A 15,821-nucleotide genomic window follows, 5' to 3' on the forward strand; every position below is an offset into this window, starting at 1 on the left:
TATGAAAAAAGCGTTTGGAACGCTGCAAAAAGTCGGAAAAGCGTTAATGCTTCCCGTAGCGATTTTACCGGCTGCAGGTATTTTGCTTGCTTTTGGTAACGCTTTACAGAATACGGCGCTAACAGACAAAATTCCTGCACTTAAGGCAGACTGGGTCGTTCTTGTGGCCAAAGTCATGGAGCAATCAGGAGGTGCGGTGTTTGACAACCTTTCTTTGCTCTTTGCGGTCGGGGTAGCGATCGGGTTAGCCGGAGGCGAAGGTGTTGCGGGCCTTGCTGCGATTGTCGGCTACTTAATTATGAACAAAACGATGAGCGTTATATTGGGCGTCACGGCTGATAAAATCGGCACAGATCCGTCGTTTGCGAATATTTTAGGGATTCCAACATTGCAAACAGGGGTATTTGGCGGTATTATCGTCGGTATTTTAGCAGCGTATATGTACAATAAGTTTTTCAATATCGAGCTGCCGCAATATTTAGGATTTTTTGCCGGCAAGCGATTTGTACCCATTATCACAGCAGCATCTGCTGTTCTTTTGGGAATTGTGATGACATGGGTATGGCCACCTATCCAGCATGGCTTGAATTCATTCTCACATAATATGATTGACGCGAATAAAACGCTGGCAGCCTTTATTTTTGGCGTGATTGAACGCGCGCTTATTCCATTTGGCTTGCATCATATTTTCTATTCGCCATTCTGGTATGAATTTGGTGAGTATGTCAACAAGGCTGGAGAAGTTGTTCATGGTGACCAAAAAATCTTCTTTGCTCAACTAAAAGATGGAGTCGATTTAACGGCCGGAACATTTATGACAGGGAAATTCCCATTTATGATGTTTGGTCTTCCTGCAGCTGCACTGGCTATTTATCATGAGGCCCGCCCTGAAAACAAAAAGGTCGTTGCCGGAATTATGGCATCTGCAGCACTTACATCGTTTTTAACAGGAATTACCGAACCAATTGAGTTTTCGTTCTTGTTTGTCGCACCGGCACTATTTGCGATCCATACCATTTTTGCCGGATTATCGTTTATGATTATGCATATATTGCATGTGAAAATCGGGATGACGTTCTCTGGTGGTGTCATTGACTATTTGCTATTTGGAGTGCTGCCAAACCGAACAGCCTGGTGGCTTGTGATCCCAGTAGGTCTTGTATTTGCCGTTATTTACTATTTCGGCTTCCGTTTTGCGATTCGCAAATGGAATTTAGCGACTCCGGGACGTGAAAAAGTGACGGAAGAAAAAGCGGGCGAAGCAGCAAGCGCGGGAGATTTACCGTACGAGATTTTAGCAGCACTTGGCGGCAAAGAAAATATCGAACATTTAGATGCATGCATCACTCGTTTACGTGTATCAGTTCATGATATTCAACATGTCGATAAAGAACGGTTAAAAACGTTAGGTGCAGCTGGTGTACTTGAAGTAGGAAATAATGTACAAGCGATTTTTGGACCGAAATCCGACATCTTAAAAGGGCAAATTAAGGATATTATGGAAGGGCGCACGCCAGTTCGTGTGAAAGAAGAGCCAAAAACAGCAAGTGCTCAAGTCACAGCGGGTGCAGATGAAATTATCGCTCCGTTAACAGGTGAAGTACTTCCGTTGTCAGAGGTGCCAGACCAAGTGTTTTCACAAAAAATGATGGGGGATGGTTTTGCCATCATGCCAACAGATGGAACCGTAGTTTCTCCTGTTGATGGAAAAATTATCAATGTGTTCCCGACGAAGCATGCGATTGGGATTGAATCGAAGAACGGCAGAGAAATTTTAATTCACTTTGGTATTGATACCGTAAAATTGAACGGACAAGGCTTTGAAGCACTTGTTTCGCAAGGAGACGAAGTGAAAAAAGGACAGCCGATTTTAAAAGTAGATTTGCAATATGTAGAAAATAATGCTCCTTCCATCATTACACCGATTATTTTTACAAACTTAAAAGCGAACGAGCAGATTCGCTTAGAGACAGAAACGACAGTAACAAAAGGTGAGCACAAAGTAGCTGTCATCGAATAACCAAAAGGTGATACAACGATCGACAAATTTCTTTTCTGTTGAATAAGAGCAGATATGTTTGTTATGATGACAAAAAAATATATTGTTAAAGGAGAATGGTTTAAATGGCTGAAAAAGTATTTAAAGTAACTGCTGAATCTGGTATTCATGCTCGTCCTGCTACTTTACTTGTTCAAGCAGCGAGCAAATTTAACAGCGACATTAACTTAGAGTACAACGGGAAAACAGTGAATTTGAAATCCATTATGGGCGTTATGTCGCTAGGTGTTCCACAAGGTGCTCAAATTAAAATTACAGCTGAGGGTTCAGATGCAGCAGAAGCGTTAGCAGCATTAACAGATACATTGGCAAAAGAGGGTCTCGCACAATAATGTCTAAGAATATTACAGGGATTGCTGCATCAAGCGGTATTGCCATTGCTAAGGCATACCGCTTAGAAACCCCTAATTTTACTGTTGAAAAATATGACATTACGGACCCACAGGCTGAAATTGAACGTTTTGAAGCAGCTATTGTCAAAGCAAAAGGCGAACTTGAGCAAATTCAGGCCCATGCATTACGCGAATTAGGGGAGGACAAAGCTGCCATTTTTTCTGCGCATCTTCTTGTGTTAAGTGATCCGGAACTATTAAATCCGGTAAAGGATAAAATTAAAGCAGAAAAAGTCAATGCAGAGTACGCATGGAATGAAACAACGTCCATGTTTGTTGCGATGTTTGAATCGATGAATAATGAGTACATGAAAGAGCGAGCAGCTGATATTCGCGATGTAGCGAAGCGCGTGCTTGCCCATTTACTCGGGATTGCGATTTCCAATCCGAGCTTGATTTCCGAAGAAGTGATCATCATTGCCGAAGATTTAACACCTTCTGATACAGCACAGCTCAATCGTCAATATGTAAAAGGATTTGCTACTGATATCGGCGGCCGAACCTCTCACTCGGCGATTATGGCTCGTTCTCTTGAAATTCCAGCAGTGGTGGGAACGAAATGTGCCACAGCGGAAATCCAAAATGGCGATGTGGTCATTATTGATGGACTGGATGGACAAGTTGTTGTGAATCCATCGAGTGATGTGCTCGCTCATTATGAAGAAAAGCGGGAGCGCTTTGAGAAGCAAAAAGCGGAGTGGGCGAAGCTTGTTCACGAGTCGACGGTGACAAGCGATGGCCATCATGTTGAATTAGCTGCAAATATTGGCACGCCAGAAGATGTTAAAGGTGTGCTAGCCAACGGTGCAGAAGGAATTGGCTTATATCGTACAGAGTTTTTATATATGGGCCGCTCTGAGCTGCCGACAGAAGAGGAGCAGTTCGAAGCATATAAAGTAGTACTGGAACAAATGCAAGGCAAACCAGTCGTTGTTCGTACGCTTGATATTGGCGGCGACAAAGAATTGCCGTATTTAGATCTTCCAAAAGAAATGAATCCGTTTCTAGGGTTCCGAGCGATCCGTCTGTGCCTTGAAATGCAGGACATGTTCCGAACTCAGCTTCGTGCGTTGCTGCGCGCAAGTGTGTATGGAAACTTAAAAATTATGTTTCCGATGATTGCAACACTGGAAGAGTTCCGGCAAGCAAAGGCCATCCTTTTAGAAGAAAAAGAGAAGCTTCAACATGAAGGAATTCCAGTAGCTGAAGAGATTGAGATTGGAATGATGGTGGAGATTCCTGCGGCCGCGGTGCTTGCCGATCAATTTGCCAAGGAAGTCGATTTCTTTAGTATTGGAACAAATGATTTAATTCAGTATACGATGGCGGCTGATCGTATGAACGAACGGGTTTCTTACCTTTATCAGCCGTATAATCCAGCCATTTTGCGCCTTGTTCATCATGTGATCGAAGCCGCTCATAAAGAAGGAAAATGGGCAGGAATGTGCGGAGAAATGGCAGGAGATGAATTGGCGATTCCAATTTTGCTCGGCTTAGGACTGGACGAATTTAGCATGAGCGCAACTTCGGTTTTACGTGCTCGTTCACAAATGAAAAAACTCTCAAAAACAGAAGCAGCTAGCTTTAAAGAAGCCATTCTATCCATGAGCACAGCAGAAGAAGTGGTGGCATTTGTGAAACAAACTTTCCATATTGAGTAAAAATATAAGCGGTGGCCGTAACCACCGCTTATTATTTAAAAGAGGCTTCCACTCCATTCATACAGTATGATTGCTGCTTTTGCGTCTTCTCCATCATTTTCAGCCACTGATCGAACAGCATGGCCCAAATGAAGCAAAAAGCTTTGATTTTGCTGGCTACATGATCTTTTTTTTGTCCATATTTAGTCGCTGAAAGGCGCTGGACATAATGGCCATAGTCTCACATTTTTCCTCTACTAAGCAGCTGATCAAGACGAACCGAACAACAGGCGTGTAGATCAATTATATCGCCTCATGATGAAAATACATACAGGGACCATTTATTCCATCTTTAATTCTATCGTACTTCTATTTTTATCTAGGTGTGTGATGATCCAATACAAATCAATGGACACTGCTTGATTCCTCGCTTTTCTGCCGTAGTCGGCAAGCGAAAAGCTTGTGTCTAGCTATATGATTCCATATTTTTAGTAAAATCATGGATCGTCAACAATTGGAATTTTTACCGTGATAAATGCGATAGCAAAAAAAGTTTTTCATTCATTTTGCTATGATTGAGAATATGCTACTATAGACGGCTATAGACCATGGTTTTATAATGGAAATGGCAACTCGACAAAATAGGATGAATTTTGACAAGGGGGAGAAAAAGCGAAGTGTTCAAAACATTAAGAACAAAACTGGTTGTCTTAATAGCTTTACTAATGGTCGTTTCTTTAGCCGTTACACAAATTGTCGGGGTCGTAGAAACAAAGCAGATGATTCGCAAGGATGTCAGCAGCCGCGGGCATGCGCTTGTTGAGCAGCTGATTGACGATATTCAATCAAGCTTTACAAGTGAAGTGAATAGTATGAAGCAATTTAGCGAATCGCCGGCGATAGTCCAAATGGCGAAAGACAATCAAGAATCGCCGACAGTTGAAAAGGAATTTCAAACGTTTTTAAAGATTCATAGCAATACACAGCTTGTTTATATTGGAACTGAAGGGAAAAAGATGTATACGACGCCGAAAGTGGACCTTCCGGCTGGCTTTGATCCGACTTCCCGTCCGTGGTATAAAAAAGCAATCGAGCATCCTGATGAGGTTGCCTGGACGGATCCATATGTAGATACGGTTACAGGAAAGTATGTGGTGACTCTTGCCAAGGCGGTGAAAGACGGTGCACAAGTAGTTGGTGTCATCGGGATGGACTTGTCACTTGATGCCGTTACAAAAATTGTGAATAAAATGGATGTAGGATACAAAGGCTATCCGTTTTTATTTGATCAAACAGGTATTGCTATCGTCCACCCTCAATACAAAGGAAAGAATATGGCAAACGACGCCACTGTGAAATACATGCTTGACCGTGACAGCGGCGTGTATGAGTATACGAGAGACGGCGAAAAGAGAATGCTTTATTTTACAACTATTCCCGAGCTAGGTTGGAAAGTTGGAGCGGTGTATAAAGAAAAAGATTTATTTGCGGTCAGTAATTCAATTGCAGCACAAATGCTCATGATTACGATTATCGCAGTACTTATCGGAATGATTGTCATTTATTTGATGGCTCGCTCCATTGTCAAACCAATCGTCTACTTGCAAGAGCAAGTAGAGAGGGTAGCAGAGGGAGATTTAACGGTTCAAGTGAAAGTAAAAGCAAAAGATGAAATCGGGCAGCTGGCTTCTCATTTTAACCATATGGTTCATGAAATGCGGGCACTCATTCATCAAGTGAATCAGTCAGTTGCTGAGCTCGCTCAATCTGCCGATCATTTAAGCGCTGTTTCCGAAGAAACGATGACTTCAAGCGAGCAAGTAGCGACAGCGATTAATGATATTGCAAAAGGAACATCTGAACAGGCGAGTGACCTAGATACGATCAACGAACGAACAACCATGCTGTCAAGTCAAATTGAAGCAGTCGCTCAATCCGCTTCAGAAATGCAAACTTTATCAAATGATACAAAAGAAGCAAGTTATTATGGATTAGAAAAATTAAATGAGCTGCAATTAAAATCAGATGAAGCAAAAAATGAATTGCAGTCTGTAGAAAAAGTAATGGATGATCTCGTTGAAAAAATGAAAAGAATTGATGAAGTCATTCAAACGATTACAGCGATTTCCGCACAAACGAATTTGCTTGCGTTAAATGCGAGCATTGAAGCAGCACGAGCAGGCGAACATGGTAAAGGATTTGCGGTTGTGGCTGAGGAGGTTCGCAAATTGGCGGAACAATCTTCTCAAGCGACCGAGTTGATCCGTCAGACAATCGCGACGATTCAGCAACAAGCGGATTTAGCAATGCAAGCAGTTGGGCGTTCAAAAGATATGAACGAAGAGCAACAGCAAGCCGTTCATACGACAGGCGAATCCTTTATGAAAATTTCCGTCATGATGGAAGAACTGACAAACTCCATCTCTCATATTAGTGATGAAGTGAAGCATATGAACGAAAGTAAGGATCAAGTGGTTGAAGCGATGCAAAATATTTCCGCTATTGCTCAACAGGCGGCAGCTTCTGCGGAGGAAGTGGCAGCATCAGCCGATGATCAGCTGCAGGCGCTCAGCACGGTCACAGAGTCTGCTGAAAAATTAAGTGAGATGGGACAGCAGCTCAAGAAATTAGTTGAAAAATTCGATGCATAATCATTTAAGCGCGCGGGAAATCCGTGCGCTTTTATTGATGAGAAGGAGGAAAACTCAGCGGCTTTGCCGAATGGTATAGTAATAATAAAGAAAAGGAGTGAAGAAGGTGGAGCTTCAGTTAGAGGGAAAAACAGCGCTTGTTGTAGCGTCTAGTCAAGGGCTTGGTAAAGCGATTGCCCAGCGGCTGGTGCTGGAAGGTGCCAATGTGATGATTACGAGCCGCAATGAAGAAAAGCTGAAGGAGGTGGCTCAAGAGCTAAGCGAGTTACATAAAGGAAGGGTTGCTTACATTCGAGCGGATGTAACGAAAAAAGAAGAAATTCAGCGGCTTGTTGCTCAAACGGCAGAAACATATGGAGCTCTTGAACTGCTTGTCAACAATGCGGGAGGACCTCCGACGGGAACTTTTGAAACGATTACGGATGAGGATTGGTATCAAGCATTTGAATTAAATTTACTAAGCTATATTCGCCTCATTCGTGAAGCACTGCCTTATTTAAAGAAAAATGGCGGAAAAATTGTCAATATTGCTTCTTCTTCCATCAAAGAGCCCATTCCTGGCTTATTGCTATCAAATACATTCCGCACTGGAATTGTCGGCTTGACTAAAACGTTGGCTTCTGAATTTGCTCAATATAACATTTTAATCAATACCGTAGCGCCGGGAAGAATTGCAACGGAACGGGTGGCTTTTTTAGATCAGATGAACGCAGAAAAATTTGGAATCACAAAGGAAGAAATGGAAATGCGGATGAAAAGTGCCATTCCGCTTGGCCGCTATGGAACGCCGGAGGAGTTTGCCAATGTGGTGACCTTCCTTCTTTCAGCAGCCAATTCTTATATGACAGGCCAATCGTTTCTCGTCGATGGGGGGATGGTCAAAGCGATTTAACCAAAGGTGCTACTTTCTCATTTGGGTGAATATAAATAAAAGGACTTACCCCAGCGGAGAAAGGAAGAGGCATCGTGAAAAATAAGGTGGTTGTAGGTCTTTTAGCCATTTTGTTAGGTGGTCTCGGCATTCATAAATTTTATTTGGGAAAGCTTGGCCAAGGCATTCTTTATTTATTATTTTCGTGGACAGGAATTCCAAGCATCATCGGCTTTATTGAGGGAATCGTTTATCTCGTTAAATCCGATGAAGAGTTCAATCGAAAATATAATGTCGTGTTAGAAGATTAGCACCTTGGCCGCAAGCCAAGGTGTTTTATATGTGGAGGAATGAGTATGAAAACAATCGGCTTTATTGGTCTTGGTGTGATGGGACAAAGCATGGCGCGCAATTTGCTGCAAGCAGGATATGATTTGCTTGTGCACACGCGCACGAAGGAGAAAGCAGAGGAGCTATTAAGAGCAGGGGCGGTCTGGAAGGAAACGGTTCGCGAGCTTGCCCGCGAGGCGGATGTTGTTATTACGATGGTGGGCTATCCACAGGATGTAGAAGCCGTATATTTTGGCGAAAACGGATTAATTGAAAATGTGAAGGAAAACACGTACTTAATTGATATGACAACCTCTCCTCCGTCGTTGGCCGAGAAAATTTATGATGAGGCGAAGAAGAGAAAGGTATTTGCGCTAGATGCTCCTGTTTCTGGTGGAGACGTTGGTGCCAGAGAAGGCCGGCTTGCGATTATGGTTGGGGGCGATGAAGCGGCATTTCATGAGTGCAAGCCAATTTTTGAAGCGCTAGGAACAAATATTGTTTTTCAAGGAAAAGTGGGAGCGGGCCAGCATGCGAAAATGTGTAACCAAATTGCGATTGCTACCAATATGATCGGTGTTTGTGAGGCGCTCATTTATGCGAAACGTTCAGGTCTTGATCCTTATAAAGTGTTGGAAAGCATTTCACAAGGAGCTGCCGGCAGCTGGTCACTGAGCCAATTAGCCCCAAGAATGTTGGCGGGGGATTTTGCGCCAGGATTTTATGTAAAGCATTTTATTAAAGATATGAAAATTGCGCTGGAAGAGGCAGAAAAAATGAATTTGCAGCTGCCCGGACTGAGCTTAGCTAAAAAAATGTATGAAGAACTGGCGGCAAGCGGTGAGGAGAACAGCGGAACACATGCGTTATACAAGCACTATGATCATTCATAAACGCCCTCTAGCACTAAGAAAATGGCACCTTCTCTATTGCGCCAACTAAGAAGAGGGAACTTATAGACGTTTTCAAATTTTCGACTGTCAGAGGCCAGTCGATGGCATGACCAGCTGCCTCCTTGATAAAAAGGTGAGAAGCTACCCAAGCTCTCACCTTTTATGTTTTTGAACGTACTGTTCGATGCGATTCAGCCCCTCTGCTAGCGTTTCTAATGAATAGGCATACGAAAGCCGAACATATCCTTCTCCATATGCTGAAAAGGCGCTTCCAGGAACGACGGCTACGCCAGCTTTATCCACTAAATCAAGTGCGAATTCAAAAGAGGAAGTATGAAATGGTTCAATAGATGGAAATAAGTAAAAAGCCCCTGTTGGCTTTTCCACTTGAAAGCCCATGTCAACAAGCCGGCTGTAGGCATATTCCATTCGCTGTTCGTATAGCTTCCGCATGTCGTTGGCGTCTTCTTTTCCCGCTGTCAAGGCGGCTAAAGCGGCTTTTTGCGAAATGGAAGAAGCGCATGAGACGCTATATTGGTGCACTTTAATCAGATGTTTTGTTAAAAACTCTGGGGCGAAGACAAACCCCACTCGCCATCCCGTCATTGAATGTGACTTGCTTAATCCGTTAATCACAATGGTTTGATTGCGCAGCCATTTGGCAATTGAAGCATGTTTGCCGCTATAAACAAGCTCGCTATAAATTTCATCCGATAAGATCCAAATTGGGCGATCCTTCAACAGCTCAGCCAGTTCTAGCAAATCCTGCTGCGCTAACGTTACACCAGTTGGGTTGGAGGGATACGGCAAAACGATACAGCGCGTTCGTTCATTTATGTACGGTTTAATCAAGTCGGCGGAAAGCCTAAATTGGTTATGGCGGGTGTCGACATATACAGGTTTGGCTCCGCACATGCGAATAATCGGCTCATAACCGGGATACACAGGGCCTGGTAAAATCACCTCGACTCCTTCCTCCAAAATGGTGCGAAAAGCGATGTCAATGGCCTGACTTGCACCAATCGTCACAATCACTTCGTTTTCATTATAGTGCAAGCCATATTTTTCGTTGACAAAACGGCAAGCCGCTTGACGCACTTCAAGCAAGCCTGCATTGTGGGTATAGACTGTGAAGTTATCAGAAATGGCTTGTTTCCCAGCTTCTTTCACATGTTCAGGAGTCGGAAAATCCGGCTGGCCAATTGTTAATGAAATGAGGTTTGGACGATCGGCAACCATATTAAAAAATTTGCGGATTCCTGAGATTTCAATATTTTTAATACGCGGATGAATGAGATGCTCCATAGTATTCCTTCCTTCCATACTCCATTTGTTTTATTTTATCACGGAAGTACAATAAAAGGTGAGCCTTCTTCTGCGTATAAAGACGAAGAAGTGGCTCACCTAATCAAACGATTCATGATTATAGTGCTGTGAGGCTTCGCATTCCATCATTTCGAAAAATCTCCCTGCCTATTCTCTGTGTTTTTTTAGCAATTCGTTATATTGGGTGGATAATTCTAAAAACAGCGCTTGATCTTTGGTAGCTAGCGCTTCATCAATCTTTTCCATTAATTTATTTTTTTGATAAAGGAAAATAGCTTGTTCCAGAATCATTTCAGCAAGCGGTCCGTAGCTGTTTTTTTCTTCCGGTTGCCCAAACATCATAATCCCTTCGTGAGGAAATTGTTTTTCGTACATGGAAACTCCCCCTTATTCGGGAACAAGATGTTCCCTTTTTTATATTATCGTCTTTTTTTATAAAAAAGTAAAGAAAATTTTGATAAATTCGAAGGTAGTAATTTTTACAAACAAGCGACTATTTTTCGGGTATTATATAGATAAATACAGCTTGAGAATGGAATAAAATTATTTTTGAAAAGCTGATGGCTGGGGAGAGATAAACTTTTTCGAGCGGAGTGAACCAATTGAACAACCACAATCGTCTGATATCAATGCTCCATCTATAAATTCGTGGTATGATATGGATACAGCTTGATGTGCCAATATTTCCCATTCCGATGAGCAGGTATGACGGTTGTTCGGTTCTTGGCAGCTGGGGCGTGACGGAGACAAGTCCGCGGCTTGTCTCCGACCGTCGAAAACATGCCATTTGGCTTTTGCATGAGCCATCTGCTCGATCTTCTCGTTGGATCTTGATCCTTCACAGATAGATCCAGTGCCAAAATCATTGATCGCCTATATAGCATGCTAGTCGTTAGCAAGAGGATTGCCGGCTATGGCAGAAAAGCCAAGAATTAAGATATGTCTTTAGCGAACGATGCGTTTGCTGCCTGTGAAAAAATGAAGCTAGAGGTGAAGGTTTTTCGTTCGTTCATCTACATGCCTATGTTTTGATACATTGACGTCGAAGGAAGGGGGAGAGTGATGATCCGAACTTGTGCGATTACTAAAGACTTTGAAGTAGTCTATGATGTACCACTGCCATTTTTAAAAAAACCTTCCGTTTCATGGTATTGGGTCGATTTCCACGAACCGACAGATGAAGAGGCAAAATTGTTGGCCGATTTTTTTCATTTTCATCCATTAGCGATTGAGGACTGTTTGGAATTTATTCAACGACCGAAGCTGGATTTTTATGATCAGTATTTGTTTATGGTTGTGCACTCTATTAATCAAGAAACATTGGAAGCGGAAGAAGTGGATTTATTTATCGGACAAAACTTTCTCGTTTCGTTTCATAAACAATCCGTATGGGGAATAAATCAAGTATGGGAAAGGCTGCAAACAGAAGAGCATTTTCAAGCAGGACCATTTCACGTGATGTATCATGTTTTAGATAAGCTTGTAGACGATTATTTTCCGCCGATGTATCGAATGGAAGATATGTTAAATGATCTTGATGAAAATACAAACGATCATACCATTCAGGAAATCCTCGAAAAAGTATTTGATATTCGCGGTGATTTATCCAAACTAAGAAGAACCATTGTCCCGATGCGTGATTTGCTTTATCGGATTATTAACTCTGATCGGCTACAGCGAATGAAGGAACAGCATATTTATTTTCATGATATTTATGATCATTTATTAAAATTGGTGGAAATGATTGAGGCGAATCGCGATATTACTTCTGATATTCGCGATAGCTATTTGTCATTGAACTCCAATCGGATGAATACAATTATGATGACATTAACGGTGATTACGACGATTTTTATGCCGTTGACGTTCATTGCCGGTGTGTATGGGATGAATTTTGACAATATGCCTGAATTGCATTGGAAATACGGGTATTTTGCTGTGCTAGGAATAATGGCACTCATTGCGGTAGCCATGTTTTTCTTGTTTAAGAAAAAAGGATGGTTTCGTTTTCATAAAGGAAATCGGTAAAACGGGAGAGACAGCGAATGAAGCGAATTGCAGTCATTGGACAATCAGGGGATATTCCTGACAGCGTACGAAAAATTGCGGAGCAGGTAGGCGAAGAAATTGCGAAAAGAAAGGCGGTCCTATTAACCGGCGGAGGAAGCGGAGTCATGGAAGCAGCTTCTAAAGGAGCAAAGCAGGCAGGGGGATTAGTGATTGGCATTTTAGCCGGAGATCGCACAGATGTCGCTAATGATTATTTAGATGTACCGATTACAACAGGGCTTCATTTTGATTTTCGCAGCATGGTGCTCGTTCATTCATCGGATGCCCTTATTATGATCCGCGGCGGCAATGGGACGCTTGGGGAGCTGTCAGCGGCATATATGAATCAAAAACCGGTGGTTATTATTGAAACGACAGGCGGATGGGCGACAAAAATAAAAGAGGTGGCCTATGAAGGAGGGTATTTGGATGAGCGGCGCACGGTGGAGATTGCGTTTTGCAGTTCAGCAGAAGCTGCAGTGGATCTGGCTTTTAACCGCATTTCCGAGCCGCTTGATAGGGAAAGAAATACAGGGAGAATTGGCGATTAAAAAGAGAGGGTGTCCAACGAATAGTTTGGGCACCCTCTTTTTATTTCCGTTGGAAGAGGAGTAGCTCCTATGACTAATGAAAACAAAATGATAGCACGTGGCATCATGTTTGTTTATCCACCCACCATATTCTATATACATTAATCGAAGGCTTTGTACTTGCAACAAAAAAAGGACTATATAATCGGACAGCATCATACGATAAAGTGATGGGATCTTTGACAAAGAGGAGGGGATAGGATGGACCGTCTTGATCCGTATGGCATGTTTTCTGCCTATGTACCGGGATTTACTGAAATGTTAATCGATTATCATGACAGGGAAAATAGTGAAAGAAACCAAGAAATGGAGAATATATGGCGCATGATTCGTCCGAAGCTGCAGCCACTATATGCGAAGCTGCAACAATATTATGTTCCGCGCAATATATCACGCTATATGTTTCGTGTCATTGTCCAAACAGCGTTAGATCATAAGGAACATGTGGAAGGAACAATGGATCAAAAGATTGAGCAGCTGTTTCAGCTAACTAGAAGAAACTCCCCTTGGTTGTTTACTGTGTTGCAGGCGTATCGCGTTCCGGAAAATGAAATCGAGCAAATCGTAAGATCCGTCATTCGTTTGGTGCTAGAGAATATCGGATATAGGCCGGAACAGGATTGGAGCGCGTGGGAAAGTTTAGGAGGAACATTAACATCAGGACCGGCTGTGGCGTCTTGGGGACGAGATCGGCTGGATGTATTTGCAAGAGGTGAAAGGCATCAATTGCTCCATAAATGGTGGGACGGTGTGCGTTGGAGCGATTGGGAAAATCTCTCCGGTACATTAACTTCCTCTCCAGCTGCTGTCTCATGGGGGGAAAATCGCATTGATGTATTTGGTCGCGGGCCAGAACGGCAGCTTTTGCATAAATGGTGGGACGGTGTACGCTGGAGTGAATGGGAAGACTTAGGAGGAGTGTTAAGCTCAACTCCTGCGGTGGCATCATGGGAAGCCAATCGGCTGGATGTGTTTGTGCGCGGTGAGGATCGTCATCTGTATCATAAATGGTGGGACGGTGTGCGTTGGAGTGAATGGGAAAACTTGGGCGGCATTATTACATCCGCTCCCGGAGCTGTTTCATGGGGAAAGCAAAGAATTGATGTATTTGCGAGAGGAGCAGAGCGGCAACTTTTGCATAAATGGTGGGACGGCGTGCGCTGGAGTCATTGGGAAGATCTGAAAGGTATTCTTACTTCGAGCCCAGCAGCGGCATCTAGAGGAAAAAACCGCTTAGATATCTTTGCGCGCGGTGGGAATCATGAACTTCTTTATAAATATTGGGATGGCGCGCATTGGAGCGAATTTCTTCATCTTGATGGAAGGCGTATTACATCTGAACCCGCTGCTATTTCATGGGGAGGAAATCGTCTCGATGTTTTTGCGCGTGGAGAGCGTAACGAATTGCTTCACCGTTGGAAAAGATGACGAAAAAACACGCTGGCTATGATTACCTAGCCAAGCGTGTTTTTATTTTTGTAAAACTCATTCAAGAAATGAAAAGAGTATGATACAATGATGGGCGATGTATCGATGAACGGGGGAAATCAAGAATGATTTTCATGATTAAGCCTCTCATTGTCAATATTACGATTTTGCTCTCATTAACATTTAATGCGAATTTATTTTTCCCTTTTCGGGACCGTCTGACTTTAACGATGCGGCAGCAAGCCATTTATGGGCTATTTGCTGCGTTTGCTGCCATGCTGTGTATGTTTTATCCAATTGAGACCCTAGGGGAGACACATTTTGATTTTCGGATGATCGTCATTTTAATTGTGACGCTATATATTGGCTGGCCGGCCGGAGGCATATGCACATTGATTGTGGTGATTACGCGTCTGATTATTGGCGGCTCTTTTGCCGGAATCGGAGTGCTTGTTTCCGTTCTTTCGTTTATCACTGCTTGGTTATTTCGGCCTTTTTATTGGAAAGCAAAAAATAAATTATGGCATGCATTAATGATTGTGATGCTGTATTTTCTTTTTTATTTTACGATCATTGTTCAAACGGTTTCATTTTTGAATTGGGAATTTTATAGTACGTATTTTGCCATGTTTTTGGCGACTTACCTGTTGATTATTGTTTTAATTGAACGCTTAATTGTGTATAATCGCCAATTTGATGAGATGGTATATATGGATAAGCTGACGATGGTCAGTGAAATGGCGGCATCCTTTGCTCATGAAATTCGCAATCCGATTACGACGGTCCGCGGGTTTGTGCAATTGCTGCAAAAGGATGCTGGAAATTCACAATTAGAGCAATTTGCTCCCCTTATTCTAGAGGAGCTAGATCGGGCAAATAAAATCATTACGGATTATTTAAAATTGGCAAAGCCGGCTGATTTTCGCTTGCAGCCGATTGATTTAAGTGAAGTGCTGCGTGACTGTGTGGACTTGCTTCGCCCGTTAGGAGCGTTTGCCAATGTGTCTATCGAATGGGAGAATATTGAAAAATGTTACGTCTGGGGAGACGAGCAATATTTAAAGCAATCATTTTTAAATATTATCAAAAATGCGATTGAAGCAATTGATAATGGCAGCGGAAGTGTCTTTATTACGACACAATCTCTTATGCAGCAAAAGACTGTCAAAGTAGTGATTGAAGATAACGGAAAAGGAATGACAGAGGAGGAGTTAAAAAAGATTGGTCTTCCCTATTACACAACGAAGTCAAAAGGAACGGGGTTAGGGAGCATGATTTCCAATCGCTTAATCCGTGAAATGGGAGGAACCGTTCATTATATGAGCCATCCTGGAAAAGGAACGCGCGTAGAGATTACATTGCCTTTAATGAAATAAGACAAACCGTCTCAGTCATATGATAATATAAAGCAGCTATACGGAGCTCATGATGTTTTTCGGCGGTCAGGTAGCTACACGATGAATGGCTTCATAGATTCATGAATGGGTCTGACAGCGGGAGTATTTGGACCTTTGCTATACGAATGCGTGACCAATGCCAGTCTGCAAATATACCTTTGAGCGTCGATTTTCCAGATCTTCGTTCCATCGTTG

13 protein-coding genes are annotated in these 15,821 nt (G+C 42.7%); 11 read left to right on the forward strand and 2 right to left on the reverse strand.

Features of this window, described 5'->3' with window-relative positions; translation table 11 throughout:
• Position 1: 1 nt before the first annotated feature.
• The 7 genes from ptsG (at position 2) to GRQ40_RS05740 (ending at position 8,836) form a co-directional block, all read left to right on the forward strand.
• Positions 2–2,020 (forward strand): glucose-specific PTS transporter subunit IIBC, encoded by a 2,019-nt coding sequence (ptsG, locus tag GRQ40_RS05710; protein WP_159719560.1) that lies wholly within the window; start codon positions 2–4, stop codon positions 2,018–2,020.
• A gap of 104 nt (positions 2,021–2,124) precedes the next feature.
• Positions 2,125–2,391, forward strand: a complete 267-nt coding sequence (locus GRQ40_RS05715; RefSeq protein WP_044746683.1) for a phosphocarrier protein HPr — start codon at positions 2,125–2,127, stop codon at positions 2,389–2,391.
• A complete protein-coding gene (gene ptsP / locus GRQ40_RS05720; protein ID WP_080860996.1) occupies positions 2,391–4,112 on the forward strand; it encodes a phosphoenolpyruvate--protein phosphotransferase in 1,722 nt (573 codons plus the stop codon). The genes GRQ40_RS05715 and ptsP overlap by 1 nt, the downstream gene beginning before the upstream one ends.
• Before the next feature lie 656 nt (positions 4,113–4,768).
• Complete coding sequence (locus GRQ40_RS05725; RefSeq protein WP_080860992.1) at positions 4,769–6,742, forward strand: methyl-accepting chemotaxis protein; 1,974 nt, start codon at positions 4,769–4,771, stop codon at positions 6,740–6,742.
• Between the two features lie 106 nt (positions 6,743–6,848).
• Positions 6,849–7,634 carry an SDR family oxidoreductase gene (locus GRQ40_RS05730; protein ID WP_066147004.1) on the forward strand — a complete coding sequence of 262 codons (786 nt, stop codon included), beginning with the start codon at positions 6,849–6,851 and terminating at the stop codon, positions 7,632–7,634.
• A 74-nt stretch (positions 7,635–7,708) separates the two neighbouring features.
• The gene (locus tag GRQ40_RS05735) at positions 7,709–7,924 is read left to right on the forward strand and encodes a TM2 domain-containing protein (RefSeq protein WP_369815489.1); all 216 of its coding nucleotides are present in this window, start codon (positions 7,709–7,711) and stop codon (positions 7,922–7,924) included.
• Positions 7,925–7,969: 45 nt separating this feature from the next.
• A complete protein-coding gene (locus GRQ40_RS05740) occupies positions 7,970–8,836 on the forward strand; it encodes an NAD(P)-dependent oxidoreductase (protein ID WP_159719561.1) in 867 nt (288 codons plus the stop codon).
• Between the two features lie 153 nt (positions 8,837–8,989).
• On the opposite strand, the gene GRQ40_RS05745 is transcribed toward GRQ40_RS05740, so the two are convergent.
• Both GRQ40_RS05745 and GRQ40_RS05750 read right to left on the reverse strand, forming a co-directional pair.
• Complete coding sequence (locus GRQ40_RS05745; protein WP_066147010.1) at positions 8,990–10,141, reverse strand: aminotransferase A; 1,152 nt, start codon at positions 10,139–10,141, stop codon at positions 8,990–8,992.
• Between the two features lie 168 nt (positions 10,142–10,309).
• Positions 10,310–10,537 (reverse strand): IDEAL domain-containing protein, encoded by a 228-nt coding sequence (locus GRQ40_RS05750; protein WP_044746675.1) that lies wholly within the window; start codon positions 10,535–10,537, stop codon positions 10,310–10,312.
• A gap of 687 nt (positions 10,538–11,224) precedes the next feature.
• On the opposite strand from GRQ40_RS05750, the gene corA reads away from it, so the two are divergent.
• From corA to GRQ40_RS05770, 4 genes are all read left to right on the forward strand, one after another.
• Entirely contained in the window at positions 11,225–12,190 is a 966-nt protein-coding gene (gene corA, locus GRQ40_RS05755) for a magnesium/cobalt transporter CorA (RefSeq protein WP_044746674.1), read from the forward strand.
• A gap of 17 nt (positions 12,191–12,207) precedes the next feature.
• Positions 12,208–12,762: a TIGR00725 family protein gene (locus tag GRQ40_RS05760; RefSeq protein WP_066147012.1), complete on the forward strand. Its 555-nt coding sequence runs from the start codon at positions 12,208–12,210 to the stop codon at positions 12,760–12,762.
• Between the two features lie 240 nt (positions 12,763–13,002).
• Positions 13,003–14,229, forward strand: a complete 1,227-nt coding sequence (locus tag GRQ40_RS05765; RefSeq protein ID WP_066147014.1) for a PLL family lectin — start codon at positions 13,003–13,005, stop codon at positions 14,227–14,229.
• 125 nt (positions 14,230–14,354) lie between these two features.
• Positions 14,355–15,605 (forward strand): ATP-binding protein, encoded by a 1,251-nt coding sequence (locus GRQ40_RS05770; RefSeq protein ID WP_066147017.1) that lies wholly within the window; start codon positions 14,355–14,357, stop codon positions 15,603–15,605.
• The last annotated feature ends 216 nt before the right edge of the window (positions 15,606–15,821 follow it).

The sequence above is a fragment of the Anoxybacillus sp. PDR2 genome (genome assembly GCF_009834045.1).
GTDB classification, from domain to species: domain Bacteria; phylum Bacillota; class Bacilli; order Bacillales; family Anoxybacillaceae; genus Anoxybacteroides; species Anoxybacteroides rupiense.

Coding starts and splice junctions, on each gene's coding strand:
- ptsG (WP_159719560.1), top strand. CDS start 2: ATGAAAAAAGCGTTTGGAACGCTGCAAAAAGTCGGAAAAGCGTTAATG.
- GRQ40_RS05715 (WP_044746683.1), top strand. CDS start 2,125: ATGGCTGAAAAAGTATTTAAAGTAACTGCTGAATCTGGTATTCATGCT.
- ptsP (WP_080860996.1), top strand. CDS start 2,391: ATGTCTAAGAATATTACAGGGATTGCTGCATCAAGCGGTATTGCCATT.
- GRQ40_RS05740 (WP_159719561.1), top strand. CDS start 7,970: ATGAAAACAATCGGCTTTATTGGTCTTGGTGTGATGGGACAAAGCATG.
- GRQ40_RS05745 (WP_066147010.1), bottom strand. CDS start 10,141: ATGGAGCATCTCATTCATCCGCGTATTAAAAATATTGAAATCTCAGGA.
- GRQ40_RS05750 (WP_044746675.1), bottom strand. CDS start 10,537: ATGTACGAAAAACAATTTCCTCACGAAGGGATTATGATGTTTGGGCAA.
- corA (WP_044746674.1), top strand. CDS start 11,225: ATGATCCGAACTTGTGCGATTACTAAAGACTTTGAAGTAGTCTATGAT.
- GRQ40_RS05760 (WP_066147012.1), top strand. CDS start 12,208: ATGAAGCGAATTGCAGTCATTGGACAATCAGGGGATATTCCTGACAGC.
- GRQ40_RS05765 (WP_066147014.1), top strand. CDS start 13,003: ATGGACCGTCTTGATCCGTATGGCATGTTTTCTGCCTATGTACCGGGA.
- GRQ40_RS05770 (WP_066147017.1), top strand. CDS start 14,355: ATGATTTTCATGATTAAGCCTCTCATTGTCAATATTACGATTTTGCTC.